A 15,755-nucleotide genomic window follows, 5' to 3' on the forward strand; every position below is an offset into this window, starting at 1 on the left:
TTCCGCTCGACTACCGCGTTTCCCTCGGGTCCACAGCCGCGCATCACCGACCGAGGAGTCCCGTTGTCCACATCAGTCCCGCCCGCCACCGTGACCCCGCTGCCGCCGCTCGCCGCCCAGGCCGAGCGTCTGATCGAGCTCGGCGTGCACGAGCTCGCGGGGATCACCGCCGAGGAGCTGCGCGCCTTCGCCGCGGGCGCCGACGACGCGCACGGCGGCGCGCTGCTCGCCGTCCACCCGGAACGGGCCCCCGCCTCCGCCCTCGCGCCGCTGCTGCGCCGCGAGGGCAGACCCGGATTCGTCGTCGTCGACATGCCCGACGTCGACGACTTCGCGCCGTCCGGCGGGATCGAACTCCCCGACACCCCGCTCTACCTCGTCACCGGCCCCGACCGCGGCGACCACATGGCCAACTGGAGCCCGGAGGAGGCCCTGCCCGCCCTCACCGAGCAGGGCCGCAGCCCGATGCTGCTCACCGAGGGCATCCACTGGGTGCTCCAGCAGCCGGAGGTCCTGGAGCGCAACAACTGCTTCATGACCATCGGCTCCCGGCTGCGCAAGGCCAACGGCACCCTGGACGCCCGTACCCCCGCGATCTGGATCAGCAACGGCACCGGCAGGGACGGCCGCGAGCGGCGCGACGCCCCGAAGGTCGGCTGGTGCTGGTGGGGCAACCGCCACACCTGGCTGGGCTTCGGCTCCACCACGGGCCGCGAGGGCTAGGGCGTCCCTTCCGGATCTTGCCGCGCTCGGCCCGATCCGGAGGAAACGCCCTGGGCCACGTCCCCGGCGCCTGCCGTCTCCGTTCTCGTGAACGTGCGGCGGTAGGTCCGGGGCGGTACGCCCCGTCGGCGGACGAACTGCTCGCGCAGCACCGCCGCGCTGCCGTATCCGACCAGGCGGGCGATCTCCTCCACCGGCAGGTCGGTCGTCTCCAGGAGCTCCTCCGCCCGGCCGAGCCGCAGGCCGAGGACCCACGCGTGGGGTGTCGTCCCCGTGGCGGCGGCGAAGCGGCGGGCGAAGGAGCGGCGGCTCATCAGGGCGCGCCGGGCCAGTTCGGCCACGGGCAGCGGCTCGTGGAGGTGGGCGCGGGCCCAGGCGAGGACGCCGGAGAGCCGCTCGTCCTCGCAGTCCTCGGGGACGGGAGCGGTGACGTACTGGGCCTGACCGCCGTCGCGGTGCGGCGGCAGGACGAGGTCACGGGCGACCGCGTTGGCGGCCGCCGCCCCGTACTCCCGGCGCAGCAGATGCAGACAGAGGTCGAATCCGGCCGCCGCGCCCGCGCCCGTGATGATCCGGCCCTCGTCGACGTAGAGCGCGTCCCGCTCGACGGTCACGGACGGGTGGCGGTTCGCGAGCAGATCGGCGAACCGCCAGTGCGTGGTGGCCCGGAGCCCGTCGAGCAGACCGGCGGCGGCGAGCGCGAAGGCGCCGACGCAGTGCGACCCGACCAGCGCGCCGCGCGCGTGGGCGGTGCGGAGCGCGTCGAGCACGGGAGCCGGCGGCGGGACGCGGAAGTCGGCCCAGGGCAGGGCGAGTACGAGATCGGCGGCGGCGAGCCGGTCGAGCCCGTGCTCGACGGTGAGCGGGACGCCGAGGTCGGTCGGGACCCGCCCGGGCCGGTCGGAGCAGAGCGCGAAGTCGAAGCGCGGCAGGCTCGCGGGGGGAGCGCTGAAGACCTCGGAGACGAGGCCGACGGCGAGCATCCCGACGCGGGGCGGGGCGTAGGCGGCGACGTTCAGGAACGGCGGCATGAGGCGGAGTGTGGCACGCCGGGGAGCGGCCGCGCGGGGAGTGTGGCACAAAACCCGCGATGGGTGGCAGTACGGCCACTCGTCCGTGGTCGTTCGTCCGGCGAAGCTTGGGGACATGACAGACCAGCCGCGCGGGAACACCGCCACCTTCACCGTCCTGACCACCGGTTACACCACCTCCACGGGCCCGGGCGTCGCCGCCACCGTCTCGTACGTCTCCGACGGCGACCGTCATGTGATCGTCGACCCCGGCATGGTCGCGAGCCGTGACCGCATCCTCGGCCCGCTCGCCGAACTGGGCCTGGGCCCCGAGGACATCACCGATGTCGTGCTGAGCCACCACCACCCCGACAACACGATGAACGTGGGCCTGTTCGGCTCGGCGCGCGTCCACGACCACAAGGCCGAGTACCTCGGCGACCAGTGGACCGACCGGGACGCCGAGGGGTATGAACTGACCCCGTCCCTGCGTCTGATCCGCACCCCGGGACACAGCCCCGAGGACATCACGCTCCTCGCGGGCACGGCCGAAGGCGTCGTCGCCTTCGTGGGCGACCTGTGGTGGCGCCCGGACGGCCCGGCCGAGGACCCCGTGGCCCCCGACCGCGATCTGCTCCGCGACAACCGCCTCCGTGTCCTGAAGGCGTCCGACGTGATCGTCCCCGGTCACGGCGCGCCGTTCCCCGCGGGTGACGAGGCCGTGCTCTGAAGGGTGTCGGTCATGCCCCGCCCGACGGGCCGCCGCCTCGCGCGAGCCGGCCGGGTGCGACCGCGCGTCGGAGTGACGCGGCGTCCTCACGACTCCCCGGCGATCTCCCGGGCCAGTGCCACCAGCAGCGCCGTGGCCGGGTGGGGGGACGCGTCGCGCCAGGCCAGCAGGACATGGACCGGCGGCGCGTCCGGGAGCGGGCGGTAGGCCACGCCCGGGTGGGGGTGCATGGCGGCCGTCGAGGCCGAGGAGACGCCGACGCCCCGGCCCGCCGCGATCGCCGTCAGCCAGTCGTCGGTGTTGCCGACGGTGAGCGTGGTCGCCGGACGGCGCGACGGGGGCCAGAGATCGAGGGTCGTCGTACCGGAGACGGTGTTGAGGACGACCGTCCCGTCGGCGAGGTCCGCCAGCGTGAGCGACGTACGGGACGCCAGCCCGCTGTCGGTGGGGACCGCGGCGACCCTGCCCTCCGTCGCCAGTTCCTCCGTCGCCAGGCCCGGCGCCTCCACCGGCCCGCGCAGCAGCGCCGCGTCCACCTCGCCCCGTACGAGACCGGCGGTGCGGTCGTCGATGCGCAGCAGTTCCAGGGGGGTCTCGGGGTGGTCCCGCTCCCAGCGCCGGAGCAGGGGAGTGGTGAACGGACCGAAGGCCGACCACGCGTGCCCGAGCCGCAGCGGCCGCCGGCGCAGTCGCTCGGGATCCAGGGCCGTGTCGAAGGCGGCGACGGCCGCGGCGGCCCGGTCATGGAAGGCGCGGCCCTCGGCGGTCAGCGACAGGTGGTGGGTGGAGCGGTCGACGAGCCGGGTGCCGAGGTGTTTCTCCAGGGCGGCGAGCGTGCGGGAGACGGCGGGCTGGGTGAGATGGAGGCGGGCCGCCGCCCGGGTCACATTGCCCTCCTCGGCGATGGCGAGGAAGCAGCGGAGATGGCGCAGCTCGATGCTCGTGCGGCTCATGCGTCCGGAGCATAACCGCAGCCCAATCGGCATTTCACCTGCCGCGCGGCGGTTCGTAACGTGAGAGGCGGAACCCGGTTGACGGGTGCAGTATTCTGGACTGATAGTCCAGTCTGATGAACTGTGCGAGGGAGTGAGCCGGTGGACAGCCCGGTCAAGGACATCGCCGCCGGGGCGACGGCGGCGGGGGGAGCGGGCGCGGGCGCGTCGACCGCCGCGCCGGGTGCCTCGGTCCGCGCCACGCGCCTCGGCCCGGTCGCGCTGGTCGTCGCCGGCGGTCTGTCCGTGCAGTTCGGGTCGGCCGTCGCCGTGCTGCTCATGCCCCGCGCCGGCGCCCTCGGTGTCGTCACCCTGCGCCTGGTCCTCGCCGCGGCCGTCCTGCTGATCGTCTGCCGCCCCAAGGTGCGCGGCTACGGACGTGCCGACTGGGGCACCGTCGTCGCCTTCGGTACCGCCATGGCGGGCATGAACATCCTCTTCTACCAGGCGGCGGACCGGATCCCGCTCGGCGCCGCCGTGACCCTGGAGGTCCTCGGCCCGCTCGTCCTCTCGGTGGTCGCCTCGCGCCGGCTGGTGAACCTGCTGTGGGCGGCCCTCGCCCTCGGTGGCGTCCTCCTGCTCAGCGGTGGCGGCTTCGACCGGCTCGACCCGGTGGGCGCGGCCTTCGCGCTCGCGGCGGGCGCGATGTGGGCGACGTACATCGTCTTCAGCGCCCGCACCGGCCGGCGCTTCCCGCAGGCGGACGGACTCGCGCTGGCGATGGCCTTCGGTGCGGTGATCAGCCTGCCGTTCGGCATCGTCGAGGCGGGCGACAAGCTGCTCGTCCCCTCCACGATCGGCCTCGGCCTCTGTGTGGCGCTGATGTCCTCCGTCCTCCCGTACACGCTCGAACTCCTCGCCCTGCGCCGGCTGCCCGCGCCCACCTTCGCGATCCTGATGAGCCTGGAACCGGCCATCGCGGCGACCGCCGGCTTCCTCGTCCTGAGCCAGGCGCTCGCCCTGACGGACGCGCTGGCGATCGCCCTGGTCATCGCGGCGAGCATGGGTGCGGTGCGCACGCAGATGAAGCGGGTGTCCGCGCTGCCGCCGGAGGTCTAGTCGGCGGGCGTGTGCCGATCCGCCGCGCCCTGCGCCGACGCGCCCTGCGCCGCCGCGCCCTGATCCGGCGTGTACTGATCCGCGTACTCGGCGGTCGGCGGGATCGTCGTGATCACGTCGATCAGCACCCCGTCCGGGGCCCCGACGATGAAGTGCCGCTGGCCGAAGTCCTCCGTGCGCAGCGGGAGCAGTTCGGGCAGCCCCGCCTCGCCGACCAGTCGGCGGTGCTCCGCGTCCACGTCCTCCACCTCGAAGTTGAGCAGCAGGCCGCCCTGGGTGGGGGTGCGATGGCCCTCGGGGAGGGTCGGGTGGCTGTGGTCGAGCAGCGCGAGCTCGTAGTGCGGCGCGTCGGGGCGGCGCAGGCTCACGTACCAGTCGGCCTCGAAGGTCGGCGTGAAGCCGAGATGGCGGGTGTAGAAGTCGCGTGCCGCGGCGACGTCGCGGGTGCAGATCACGGGGTAGAAGCTGTCGAGCCCGGTTCTCATGGCATGACTCCTCTGCGCGTGCGCTCTGTTTCGCATACCTCGGGTATGTGAACTGTCCGGCTAGCATACCCGGGGTATGTGAAGCGGGAAAGGGCGGTGCGTGGCGATGGCGGACGAGCGGGCGGCGGGCAGCAGGGCGGAGCGGCGGGCGGCAACCCGGCGGGCGCTGCTGGCCGAGGGGCGGCGGCGGTTCGCCGAGGACGGCTACCACGGCGTGGTCCTCGCCGAGGTCGCCCAGGCCGTCGGGGTCACCAAGGGCGCCGCCTACCACCACTTCGAGAGCAAGGCGGGGCTCTTCCGGGCCGTGGTCGCCGAGGTTCAGCGCGAACTGGGCGAGCGGGTCGCGGCTGCGGCGGAGGGGCACGCCGACCCCTGGGAGCAGCTGCGCGCCGGCTGCCGGACCTTCCTCGCGGCCGGCTCGGACCCGGCCGTACGGCGGATCGTGCTGGTCGACGCGCCGAACGTCCTCGGGTGGGAGGAGTGGCGGGCCCTGGACGAGGAGTCCTCCGCCCGGCATCTGGCCGAGGCCCTGGCGGCCCTGATCGACGCCGGGATCGTCGCCGAGCAGCCGGTCGAACCCCTGGCGCGCCTGCTGTCGGGCGCGATGAACGAGGCCGCGCTCTGGCTGGCCCGCGGCGGCACACCCGCAGGGCTGGACCTGACGATGAACGCCCTGGACGGCCTCCTGTCGGGCCTCCGCCGCCAGGAGCGGTAACGGCGACGCGCGGCCCGGTCGCGCGCACCCGGCGACCCGGCCCGGCGACGCGTGCCCGGTCCCGTACCCGGGCGACGCGTGCCCGGTCCCGTACCCCGGCGACGCGTGCCCGGTCCCGTACCCGGGCGACGCGTGCCCGGTCCCGTGCCTGGGCGACGCGTGCCCGGTCCCGCACCCGGGCGGCGCGCCCCGGCCGCGCGCCGCGCCGCCAGGCGCGCGCCCCCGGTCGCACCCCCTCCGTGGCGGCGGAGCGCTCGCGCGATCGCGTCAAGAACTAAAGCAAGCGCGCTTGATTGTTTCTCCGTCCGCTGCCATGCTCCTCGGCACACGCCCGTGTCCCGAGGGGAGCGCACCGTGTCCGACCCTGCCGTCGTCCTCGACGATCTGCGCAGTGAGAGCGAGGAAGTCGACCTCCTCGTACGGGGGTTGAGCGACGGCGAATGGGCCGCGCCCACCCCCGCCGCCGGCTGGACGATCGCCCACCAGATCGCCCATCTCGCCTGGACCGACCGGGCGGCCCTGCTCGCCGCCACCGACCCCGACGCGTTCGCCGCCGAGGCCGAGAAGGCGCTCGCCGCGCCCGACACGTTCGTCGACGACGGCGCGGCCCGGGGCGCCGCCCTCCCGCCCGCCGAGCTGCTCGGACGCTGGCGCGTCGGGCGCGAGCGGCTGCAGAGCGCCCTGCGCACGGCACCGCCCGGTGCCCGATTCCCCTGGTACGGGCCGCCGATGAGCGCCGTCTCCATGGGCACCGCCCGGCTCATGGAGAGCTGGGCACACGGCCAGGACATCGCCGACGCCCTCGGCGTCGTCCGCGAACCGACCGCCCGGCTGCGCCACGTCGCCTGGATCGGCATCCGCGCCCGCGACTACGCCTATCTCGTCCGGGGGATCACCCCGCCGTCGGCCCCCTTCCGGGTCCGGCTCACCGGGCCCGACGGCGAGGAATGGGCCTACGGGCCCGAGGACGCCGCCCAGCGGATCACCGGGCCCGCCCTCGACTTCTGCCTCCTCGTGACCCAGCGCGTCCACCCCGACGACACCGCCCTCACCGCCGAAGGCCCCGACGCCGCCCACTGGCTCACCATCGCCCAGGCGTTCGCGGGCCCGGCGGGCACGGGCCGCGCACCGCGGGGGGACCGGTGAACCCCCTCCGCGTCGGCAACGCCTCCGGCTTCTACGGGGACCGCTTCGACGCCGTCCGCGAGATGCTCACCGGCGGCGAACTCGACGTCCTCACCGGTGACTACCTCGCCGAACTGACCATGCTCATCCTCGGCCGGGACCTCCTCAAGGACCCGGCCACCGGCTACGCCAAGACCTTCCTGCGCCAGATGGAGGAGGGCCTCGGCCTCGCCCACGAGCGCGGCGTCCGCATCGTCACCAACGCCGGCGGCCTCAACCCCGCCGGCCTCGCCGAGGCGCTCGGCGAGCTGAGCCGGCGGCTCGGCGTCCCCGCCCGGATCGCCTACGTCGAGGGCGACCGCCTCCCCGCCGAGGACGGCGCCCTCACCGCCAACGCCTACCTCGGGGGAACCGGCATCGCCGCCTGCCTCGACGCCGGCGCCGACGTCGTCGTCACCGGCCGCGTCACCGACGCCGCCCTCGTCACCGGCCCCGCGCAGTGGCACTTCGGCTGGGGAGCGGAGGAGTACGACAAGCTGGCCGGCGCGGTCGTCGCGGGACACGTCCTGGAGTGCGGCACCCAGGCCACCGGCGGCAACTACGCCTTCTTCGCCGAACACGACCGGCGCACGATGCGCCGCCCCGGCTTCCCGCTGGCCGAACTCCACGCCGACGGCAGCGCCGTCATCACCAAGCACCCCGGCACCGGCGGCGTCGTCGACCTCGGCACCGTCACCGCGCAGCTCCTGTACGAGACGGCGGGCGCGCGCTACGCGGGGCCCGACGTGACCGCCCGGCTCGACACCGTACGGCTCACCCAGGACGGGCCGGACCGGGTCCGGATCGACGGCGTACGGGGCGAGGCGCCGCCACCCACCCTCAAGGCGGGGTTCACCAGGATCGGCGGCCACCGCAACGAGGTCGTCCTCGTCCTCACCGGGCTCGACATCGAGGCCAAGGCCGAGCTGGTCAGGGAGCAGGTCGAGGACGCCTTCGCGCGCACCAAGTCGCGCCCCGCGGAGGTGCGGTGGGAGCTGGCCCGCACCGATCACACGGACGCCGCGACCGAGGAGACCGCGAGCGCGCTGCTGCGCCTCGTCGTCCGCGACCCGGCCCCCGAGCCCGTCGGACGCGCCCTCAGCGGCGCCGCGATCGAGCTGGCCCTCGCGAGCTACCCCGGCTTCCACGTCACCGCCCCGCCCGGCAGGGGCGCGCCCTACGGCGTCTTCGAGACCCGGCCCGTCCCGGCCGCCGACGTCCCGCACACGGCCGTCCTCCCCGACGGCGGCCGCGTCACCCTCCCCGTACCCGGGCGCACGCGGGAGTTGACGCCGGTCGGCACGCCCCCGCTGCCCGAGCCCCTCCCGCCCGGCCCGGTGCGGCGGGTGCCGCTCGGGCGCGTCGCCGGGGCCCGCAGCGGCGACAAGGGGGGCGACGCGAACGTCGGCGTCTGGGTCCGCACGGACGCCGCGTGGCGCTGGCTCGCCCACACCCTCACCGCCGAACGCCTCGGGCACCTCCTGCCGGAGACGGCCGGGCTGGAGGTCGTACGCCACCTGCTGCCGAACCTGCGCGCGGTGAACTTCGTCGTCACCGGCCTCCTCGGCGAGGGCGTCGCCTCCCAGGCCCGCTTCGACCCCCAGGCCAAGGCCCTCGGCGAATGGCTCCGCGCCCGCGAACTCGACGTACCGGAGGAACTGCTGTGACCGTCCTCGCCTCCGCCCTCGACACGGGCGGACCCGACTACGCGGCCCATCGCGCCGCCATGCTCGACAAGCTGGCGGCCCTCGGAACCGAACACGCCAAGGCGCTCGCGGGCGGCGGAGAGAAGTACGTCGCGCGGCACCGGGCGCGCGGGAAGATGCTCGCCCGCGAACGGATCGAGCTGCTCCTCGACCCCGACACCCCGTTCCTGGAGCTGTCGCCGCTCGCCGCCTGGGGCAGCGACTATCCCGTCGGCGCGTCGATCGTCACGGGCATCGGCGTCGTCGAGGGCGTCGAGTGCCTGATCACCGCCAACGACCCGACCGTGCGCGGTGGCGCCTCCAACCCGTGGACGCTCAAGAAGGCCCTGCGCGCCAACGAGATCGCGTACGCCAACCGGCTCCCGGTCATCTCCCTCGTGGAGTCCGGAGGCGCCGATCTGCCGTCCCAGAAGGAGATCTTCATCCCCGGCGGGGCGCTCTTCCGCGACCTGACGCGGCTGTCCGCCGCCGGCATCCCCACCATCGCCGTGGTCTTCGGCAACTCGACGGCCGGCGGTGCCTACGTCCCCGGCATGTCCGACCACACGGTGATGATCAAGGAACGGTCCAAGGTCTTCCTCGGCGGTCCGCCGCTGGTGAAGATGGCGACGGGCGAGGAGAGCGACGACGAGTCGCTCGGCGGCGCGGAGATGCACGCCCGCGTCTCCGGACTCGCGGACCACTACGCCGTCGACGAGGCCGACGCGCTGCGTCAGGCGCGGCGGATCGTCGCTCGCCTCAACCACCGCAAGGCGCTGCCCGATCCGGCCGTCGCGGAGCCGCCGAAGTACGACGAGGACGAGCTGCTCGGGATCGTGCCCGGGGACCTGAAGACCCCCTTCGACCCGCGCGAGGTCATCGCCCGTGTCGTGGACGGCTCGGACTTCGACGAGTTCAAGCCCCTGTACGGGCCGAGCCTCGTGACGGGCTGGGCGGAGCTGCACGGCTACCCGGTCGGCATCCTCGCCAACGCCCAGGGCGTGCTGTTCAGCGCGGAGTCGCAGAAGGCGGCGCAGTTCATCCAGCTCGCCAACCAGCGCGACATTCCGCTGGTCTTCCTCCACAACACCACCGGCTACATGGTCGGCAGGGAGTACGAGCAGGGCGGCATCATCAAGCACGGCGCGATGATGATCAACGCGGTGTCGAACAGCCGGGTGCCGCACCTGTCGGTACTGATGGGCGCGTCGTACGGCGCGGGGCACTACGGCATGTGCGGCCGGGCCTACGATCCGCGCTTCCTCTTCGCCTGGCCGAGCGCCAAGTCGGCCGTCATGGGGCCGCAGCAGCTCGCCGGGGTCCTGTCGATCGTCGCGCGTGCGAGCGCCGCCGCGAAGGGGCAGCCGTACGACGACGAGGCGGACGCGGGGCTGCGCGCGATGGTCGAGGCGCAGATCGAGTCGGAGTCCCTGCCGATGTTCCTGTCCGGGCGGCTGTACGACGACGGCGTCATCGACCCCCGCGACACGCGCACGGTCCTCGGGCTGTGCCTGTCCGCGATCCACACGGCACCGGTCGAGGGCGCGCGCGGCGGCTTCGGCGTCTTCCGAATGTGAGGCGAGTGATGATCTCCAGGCTGTTGGTCGCGAACCGGGGCGAGATCGCCTGCCGGGTGTTCCGTACGTGCCGTGAGCTGGGCGTCGAGACGGTCGCCGTGTACTCGGACGCGGACGCCTCCGCCCTCCACGTGCGGGAGGCGGACGCGGCGGTGCGGCTGCCGGGCGCGACGCCCGGGGAGACGTATCTGCGCGGGGACCTGGTGGTGAAGGCGGCACTGGCCGCGGGGGCGGACGCGGTCCACCCGGGGTACGGCTTCCTCTCGGAGAACCCGGAGTTCGCCCGGCAGGTCCTGGACGCGGGCCTGGTGTGGATCGGCCCTCCGCCGGCCGCGATCGAGGCGATGGCCTCCAAGACGCGGGCGAAGGAACTCCTCGGGATCGCCCCGCTGGTCGCCGCCGACGTCACGGAGGCCGACCTGCCGGTCCTGGTGAAGGCGGCGGCGGGCGGCGGCGGGCGTGGCATGCGGGTCGTCCGCGAACTGGCCGCGCTGGAGGGGGAGCTGGCGGCCGCGTCGGCGGAGGCCGCGAGCGCCTTCGGGGACGGCGAGGTGTTCGTCGAGCCGTACGTGGAGAACGGCCGCCACGTGGAGGTCCAGGTCCTCGCGGACGGCCACGGCACGGTCTGGGCGCTCGGCACCCGCGACTGCTCGCTCCAGCGCCGCCACCAGAAGGTGATCGAGGAGTCCCCGGCGCCGGGTCTGCCGCCGGCGCTGCTCGCGGAGCTGCACGACCGGTCGGTGTCGGCCGCGAAGGCGGTCGGCTATGTCGGCGCCGGCACGGTCGAGTTCCTGGTCGCGGAGGGCCGGGCGCACTTCCTGGAGATGAACACGCGCCTCCAGGTGGAGCATCCGGTGACGGAGGAGGTGCACGGGGTCGATCTGGTCGGTCTCCAGCTGTCGGTCGCCGAGGGCCGGGCGCTGCCTCCGGAGCCCCCGAAGGCGGAGGGCCACGCGATCGAGGCCCGCCTCTACGCGGAGGACCCGGCGTCGGGCTGGACGCCGCAGACGGGCACGCTGCACACGCTCGACCTCCCGTCGGGTCCCCGCGTCGACACCGGCTACCTCTCCGGGGACACCATCGGCGTGCACTACGACGCCATGATCGCCAAGGTCGTCGTCCACGCGGCCACCCGCGCGGAGGCCGTCCGCAAACTCGCCCACGTGCTGGAGCGGGCCCGGATCCACGGGCCCGTGACCAACCGGGACCTGTTGGTCGCGAGCCTTCGGCATCCGGAGTTCGGCGACCCCGCCCGTCTCGACACCGGGTTCTACGACCGGAACCTCGACGCTCTCACCCAGGCCCCGCCCGGAGCGGCGTACGCGGCCGTCGCCGCCGCGCTCGCGGAGGCCGAGGAGAACCGGGGCCGGTTCGGCGGCGGGTGGCGGAACCTCGCGTCGCAGGACCAGGCCAGGACGTACGGGGACCACGAGGTCCGCTACCGGCCCACCCGGGAGGGGTACGCCGTCTCCGCCCCCGAGGGCGTCCGGGCCGTCGGTGTCGCCCCCGGTCGCGTACGACTCGACGTCGACGGGGTCGTGCGCGACTACGAGGTCGCCCGGCACGGCGACACCGTCCACGTCGGCCCGCACCGGCTCGCCGTGCGGCCCCGCTTCCCCGACCCCACCGACCAGCGGGAACCCGGCTCCCTGCTGGCGCCCATGCCCGGCACCGTCGTCCGGGTCGCCGACGGCCTCGCGCCGGGCGTTCGGGTCACGGCCGGGCAGCCGCTGCTCTGGCTGGAGGCCATGAAGATGGAGCACCGCGTCATCGCCCCCGCCTCCGGCACGCTCACCGCGCTCCACGCCGCCCCCGGCCGCCAGGTCGAGGTCGGTGCCCTGCTCGCCGTCGTACAGACCGATGCACAGGAGGACCAGACCGTATGAGCACCATGATCGAAAGCGAAGAGCTCACGGCGCTCCGTGCCGCCGTCTCCGCGCTCGGCCACCGCCACGGTCCCGGCTTCGACCGGGCCGCCCTGTGGGCCGAGGCGGGCAAGCTCGGCTATCTCGGGGTGAACCTGCCGGAGGAGTACGGCGGCGGGGGCGGCGGCATGGCCGAGCTGTCGACCGTCCTGGAGGAGGCCGGGGCCGCCGGCGCGCCGCTCCTGATGATGGTGGTCTCGCCGGCGATCTGCGGCACCGTCATCGCCCGTTTCGGCACGGAGGAGCAGAAGCGGACCTGGCTGCCCGGTCTGGCGGACGGCAGCCGCACGATGGCCTTCGGCATCACCGAGCCCGACGCGGGCTCCAACTCCCACCGGATCACCACGACCGCCACGAGGACCGAGGCGGGCTGGGTGCTCAACGGCCGCAAGGTCTTCGTCTCGGGTGTCGACATCGCCGACGCGACCCTGATCGTCGGCCGGGCGTCGGACGCCCGGACGGGCAACCTCAAGCCCTGTCTCTTCGTCGTCCCCCGCGACACCCCCGGCTTCGGGCGCCGGCAGATCGAGATGGAACTGGACGCCCAGGAGAAGCAGTTCGAGCTGACGCTCGACGACGTCCACCTTCCCGCGGACGCGTTGGTGGGCGACGAGGACGCGGGCCTGCTCCAGCTCTTCGCCGGGTTGAACCCCGAGCGGATCATGACGGCCGCCTTCGCGATCGGCATGGGCCGCTACGCCCTCGACAAGGCCGTCGCCTACGCCAAGGAGCGCCAGGTCTGGAAGTCGCCGATCGGCGCCCACCAGGCCATCGCCCATCCCCTGGCGCAGGCCCGCATCGAACTGGAGCTGGCCCGGCTGATGATGCAGAAGGCCGCCCAGCTCTACGACGCCGGTGACGACGTCGGCGCGGGCGAGGCGGCGAACATGGCGAAGTACGCGGCCGGTGAGGCCTGTGTGAAGGCCGTCGACCAGGCCGTGCACACGCTCGGCGGCAACGGCCTGACCCGCGAGTTCGGCCTCGCCCGTCTGATCGCCGCGTCCCGCGTGGCCAGGATCGCCCCCGTCAGCCGGGAGATGATCCTGAACTACGTGTCCCACCAGACCCTGGGGCTCCCCAAGTCGTACTGATCCGAGGGCGGTCCGGACGGCGGCGGGGTCAGTCCTCGTCGTCGTCGGCGGCGTGGCTGTCGCTCAGGAGGGACACCTCGCCGATCCACCGCCGCACCTCCGCGCCGAAGTCCGCCCGTCCGACCTCGTGATGGGCGGCGACGAAGCGCAGCGCGGGCGGCTTGCTCTTCCAGTACCCCTCCTGGAGGGCGGCCTTGCGGAGGAAGATCTCGCAGCCGACCGCGTTGGTGTGGAAGTTCAACTCCAGCTCGCGCGGCCGCTCGTGGCCGGACAGCCGGTCGACCAGAAGGAGGCTCTGCCGCCGGTAGACGTGGTACTCGGTGCGGGGGATGTCGCCGCGGACGATCCTGGACCCTTCGCAGCCGTAGCCCTCGGCGGCGAAGGCGTCGAGGACCGTCTCGTGCAGGGGCAGCGCGGCGATGTGCACGAGGTCGTCGTCCGTCTGCGCCTTGATCCCCTCGGCCTCGACCTCGGTGTGCAGGCCCAGGTGCACGCCCAGCTTGTCTCCCTTGACCTCGGTCAGCGGGGTCTCCCACTTGAGCCGGTGCCGGATGCGCACGCGCCGCTCCTCGCCCTTCTCCAGGGTGAAGTAGCCGCTCACGCTGGGGTAGTCGAAGGTGTCGCCGCTCTCGCCGTCGCCGTCCCCCTTGTGCGCCACCGGCGCGTCGGTGACGAGCCTCAGGCGTATCGCCTTCACCTCGACCCTGCGTTCGGGGGCGCGCAGCACCACCTCTCCGGTCAGAAGTCCCCCCGGCAGCGCGGGTTCGGACTGTACGAGGGTGTCGATCTCGAGCGGGACGCCGCCCTTGCCCAGCAGACGTTTGAAGACCATGCCCGCAGGCTAACCGGTCGTGAACATCCTGTGGACGATCTTCGGCGGTTCGGTGCGCGCCGCACCCCCGCCCACGAATCATGCAGGCACGCTTGATTGTTTCCCCGGAGTGCTGACAAGGTCTCCCCAAGTCGTACCGACACACGCGATCCTGGCGACCACCTTCCACCTCTCCAGGGGGCTTGCATGGTGTTCCACAGCGAGTACGAGGCCGTTCCCACCGTTTCCCTCCCCATCCACGAGGCCGTCCTCGGCCGGGCCGCCGAGTTCGGCGACGCCCCCGCGCTGATCGACGGGGCCGGTGGGCTCACCCTCACGTACGCCCAGGTCGACGCGTTCCACCGGCGGGTCGCCGCCGGGCTCGCCGAGGCCGGGGTGCGCAAGGGCGACGTGCTCGCCCTGCACAGCCCCAACACCGTCCTGTTCCCCGTCGCGTTCTACGCCGCCACCCGCGCCGGCGCGTCCGTCACGACCGTCCATCCGCTCGCCACGGCGGAGGAGTTCGCCAAGCAGCTCCGCGACTCCTCGGCCCGCTGGATCGTCACCGTCTCCCCGCTCCTCGAACCGGCCCGACGGGCCGCCGAACTCGCGGGCGGGATCGAGGAGATCTTCGTCTGCGACCAGGCACCCGAGGGGTCCGGCATCCGCTCCCTGCAGTCGATGCTCGCCACCACCGCCCCCGAACCGGCCCTGGAGTTCGCCCCCGACGACGACATCGCCGCCCTGCCGTACTCCTCCGGAACCACCGGGGTCCCCAAAGGCGTGATGCTCACCCACACCTCGATCGCCACCAACCTCTCCCAGCTCGAACCCTTCATCCCCATGGGCCCGGGCGACCGCATCCTCGCCGTCCTGCCCTTCTTCCACATCTACGGGCTGACCGCCCTGATGAACGCACCGCTGCGCAGGGGCGCGACCGTCGTCGTCCTGCCCCGCTTCGAGCTCGACCAGTTCCTCGCCGCCGTCCAGGACCACCGCATCAACGGCCTGTACGTGGCCCCGCCGATCGTCCTCGCGCTCGCCAAGCACCCTGCCGTCGCCGACTACGACCTGTCCTCCCTGGAGTACATCGTCAGCGCCGCCGCCCCTCTCGACGCCTCCCTCGCCGAGGCGTGTTCGGCCCGGCTGAAGCTGCCGCCGGTCCGCCAGGCGTACGGCATGACGGAGCTGTCACCCGGCACCCACGTCGTCCCCCTCGACGCCGTGAACCCGCCGCCCGGCGCCGTCGGCAGGCTGCTCCCCTCCACCGAGATGCGGATCCTCTCCCTCGACGACCCGGCACGGGACGCCGAGCCGGGCGCGGAGGGCGAGGTCGCCATCCGCGGGCCGCAGGTGATGAAGGGCTACCTGGGCCGCCCCGACGCCACCGCCGACATGATCGACGCGGACGGCTGGGTGCACACCGGCGACATCGGACGGGTCGACGAGAACGGCTGGCTCTTCGTCGTCGACCGGGTCAAGGAACTCATCAAGTACAAGGGCTTCCAGGTCGCCCCGGCGGAGCTGGAGGCGCTGCTCCTCACCCACGAGGGGATCGCCGACGCCGCCGTGATCGGTGTGCACGACGAGGAGGGGACCGAGATCCCCAAGGCGTTCGTCGTCCGGCAGGCCGGCGCGGCCGACCTGGACGGCGAGGACGTGATGGCGTACGTGGCGGGCAAGGTCGCCCCGTACAAGAAGATCAGGCGTGTGGAGTTCATCGACGGGGTGCCGCGCGCCGCGTCGGGGAAGATCCTGCGCCGCGAACTGAGGGACCGCGCGTGAACC

General features: G+C 73.6%; 14 protein-coding genes. 10 read left to right on the forward strand and 4 right to left on the reverse strand.

Going from position 1 to position 15,755, the window contains the following annotated elements:
• The first annotated feature begins 63 nt into the window (after nt 1-63).
• Nucleotides 64-723, forward strand: a complete 660-nt coding sequence (locus tag AB0D99_RS30740; protein ID WP_362369577.1) for a DUF5701 family protein — start codon at nt 64-66, stop codon at nt 721-723.
• Here the strand turns inward: AB0D99_RS30740 and AB0D99_RS30745 are convergent.
• Nucleotides 720-1,754: a helix-turn-helix domain-containing protein gene (locus AB0D99_RS30745; protein ID WP_362369580.1), complete on the reverse strand. Its 1,035-nt coding sequence runs from the start codon at nt 1,752-1,754 to the stop codon at nt 720-722. The genes AB0D99_RS30740 and AB0D99_RS30745 overlap by 4 nt on opposite strands.
• 115 nt (nt 1,755-1,869) lie before the next feature.
• Between AB0D99_RS30745 and AB0D99_RS30750 the strand changes: the two genes are divergently transcribed.
• The gene (locus tag AB0D99_RS30750; RefSeq protein ID WP_362369583.1) at nt 1,870-2,463 is read left to right on the forward strand and encodes an MBL fold metallo-hydrolase; all 594 of its coding nucleotides are present in this window, start codon (nt 1,870-1,872) and stop codon (nt 2,461-2,463) included.
• An 86-nt stretch (nt 2,464-2,549) separates the two neighbouring features.
• On the opposite strand, the gene AB0D99_RS30755 is transcribed toward AB0D99_RS30750, so the two are convergent.
• Nucleotides 2,550-3,449 (reverse strand): LysR family transcriptional regulator, encoded by a 900-nt coding sequence (locus AB0D99_RS30755; RefSeq protein WP_362369586.1) that lies wholly within the window; start codon nt 3,447-3,449, stop codon nt 2,550-2,552.
• Nucleotides 3,450-3,557: 108 nt separating this feature from the next.
• Between AB0D99_RS30755 and AB0D99_RS30760 the strand changes: the two genes are divergently transcribed.
• Nucleotides 3,558-4,514: an EamA family transporter gene (locus tag AB0D99_RS30760; protein ID WP_362369589.1), complete on the forward strand. Its 957-nt coding sequence runs from the start codon at nt 3,558-3,560 to the stop codon at nt 4,512-4,514.
• Here the strand turns inward: AB0D99_RS30760 and AB0D99_RS30765 are convergent.
• Complete coding sequence (locus AB0D99_RS30765) at nt 4,511-4,999, reverse strand: VOC family protein (RefSeq protein WP_362369592.1); 489 nt, start codon at nt 4,997-4,999, stop codon at nt 4,511-4,513. The two genes, AB0D99_RS30760 and AB0D99_RS30765, sit on opposite strands and share 4 nt — an antisense overlap.
• A 106-nt stretch (nt 5,000-5,105) precedes the next feature.
• On the opposite strand from AB0D99_RS30765, the gene AB0D99_RS30770 reads away from it, so the two are divergent.
• From AB0D99_RS30770 to AB0D99_RS30795, 6 genes are all read left to right on the forward strand, one after another.
• Nucleotides 5,106-5,714 (forward strand): TetR/AcrR family transcriptional regulator, encoded by a 609-nt coding sequence (locus AB0D99_RS30770; RefSeq protein ID WP_362369652.1) that lies wholly within the window; start codon nt 5,106-5,108, stop codon nt 5,712-5,714.
• 354 nt (nt 5,715-6,068) lie between these two features.
• Nucleotides 6,069-6,860, forward strand: a complete 792-nt coding sequence (locus tag AB0D99_RS30775) for a TIGR03084 family metal-binding protein (RefSeq protein WP_362369595.1) — start codon at nt 6,069-6,071, stop codon at nt 6,858-6,860.
• Nucleotides 6,857-8,545 carry an acyclic terpene utilization AtuA family protein gene (locus AB0D99_RS30780; protein WP_362369598.1) on the forward strand — a complete coding sequence of 563 codons (1,689 nt, stop codon included), beginning with the start codon at nt 6,857-6,859 and terminating at the stop codon, nt 8,543-8,545. The genes AB0D99_RS30775 and AB0D99_RS30780 overlap by 4 nt, the downstream gene beginning before the upstream one ends.
• A complete protein-coding gene (locus AB0D99_RS30785; protein WP_362369601.1) occupies nt 8,542-10,140 on the forward strand; it encodes a carboxyl transferase domain-containing protein in 1,599 nt (532 codons plus the stop codon). Before AB0D99_RS30780 ends, AB0D99_RS30785 begins: the two co-directional genes overlap by 4 nt.
• 8 nt (nt 10,141-10,148) lie before the next feature.
• On the forward strand, nt 10,149-12,026 hold the full coding sequence (locus AB0D99_RS30790) for a biotin carboxylase N-terminal domain-containing protein (protein WP_362369604.1): 1,878 nt from the start codon (nt 10,149-10,151) through the stop codon (nt 12,024-12,026).
• A complete protein-coding gene (locus tag AB0D99_RS30795; protein WP_362369606.1) occupies nt 12,023-13,156 on the forward strand; it encodes an acyl-CoA dehydrogenase in 1,134 nt (377 codons plus the stop codon). Before AB0D99_RS30790 ends, AB0D99_RS30795 begins: the two co-directional genes overlap by 4 nt.
• 28 nt (nt 13,157-13,184) lie before the next feature.
• Here AB0D99_RS30795 and AB0D99_RS30800 read toward each other — a convergent pair whose 3' ends face one another.
• The gene (locus AB0D99_RS30800) at nt 13,185-13,988 is read right to left on the reverse strand and encodes a sporulation protein (RefSeq protein WP_362369609.1); all 804 of its coding nucleotides are present in this window, start codon (nt 13,986-13,988) and stop codon (nt 13,185-13,187) included.
• A 186-nt stretch (nt 13,989-14,174) separates the two neighbouring features.
• Here AB0D99_RS30800 and AB0D99_RS30805 point away from each other — a divergent pair, with 186 nt between their 5' ends.
• Nucleotides 14,175-15,752: a 4-coumarate--CoA ligase family protein gene (locus tag AB0D99_RS30805; protein WP_362369612.1), complete on the forward strand. Its 1,578-nt coding sequence runs from the start codon at nt 14,175-14,177 to the stop codon at nt 15,750-15,752.
• The last annotated feature ends 3 nt before the right edge of the window (nt 15,753-15,755 follow it).

The organism is Streptomyces sp. NPDC047971 (assembly GCF_040653355.1).
Classification (GTDB): Bacteria; Actinomycetota; Actinomycetes; order Streptomycetales; family Streptomycetaceae; genus Streptomyces.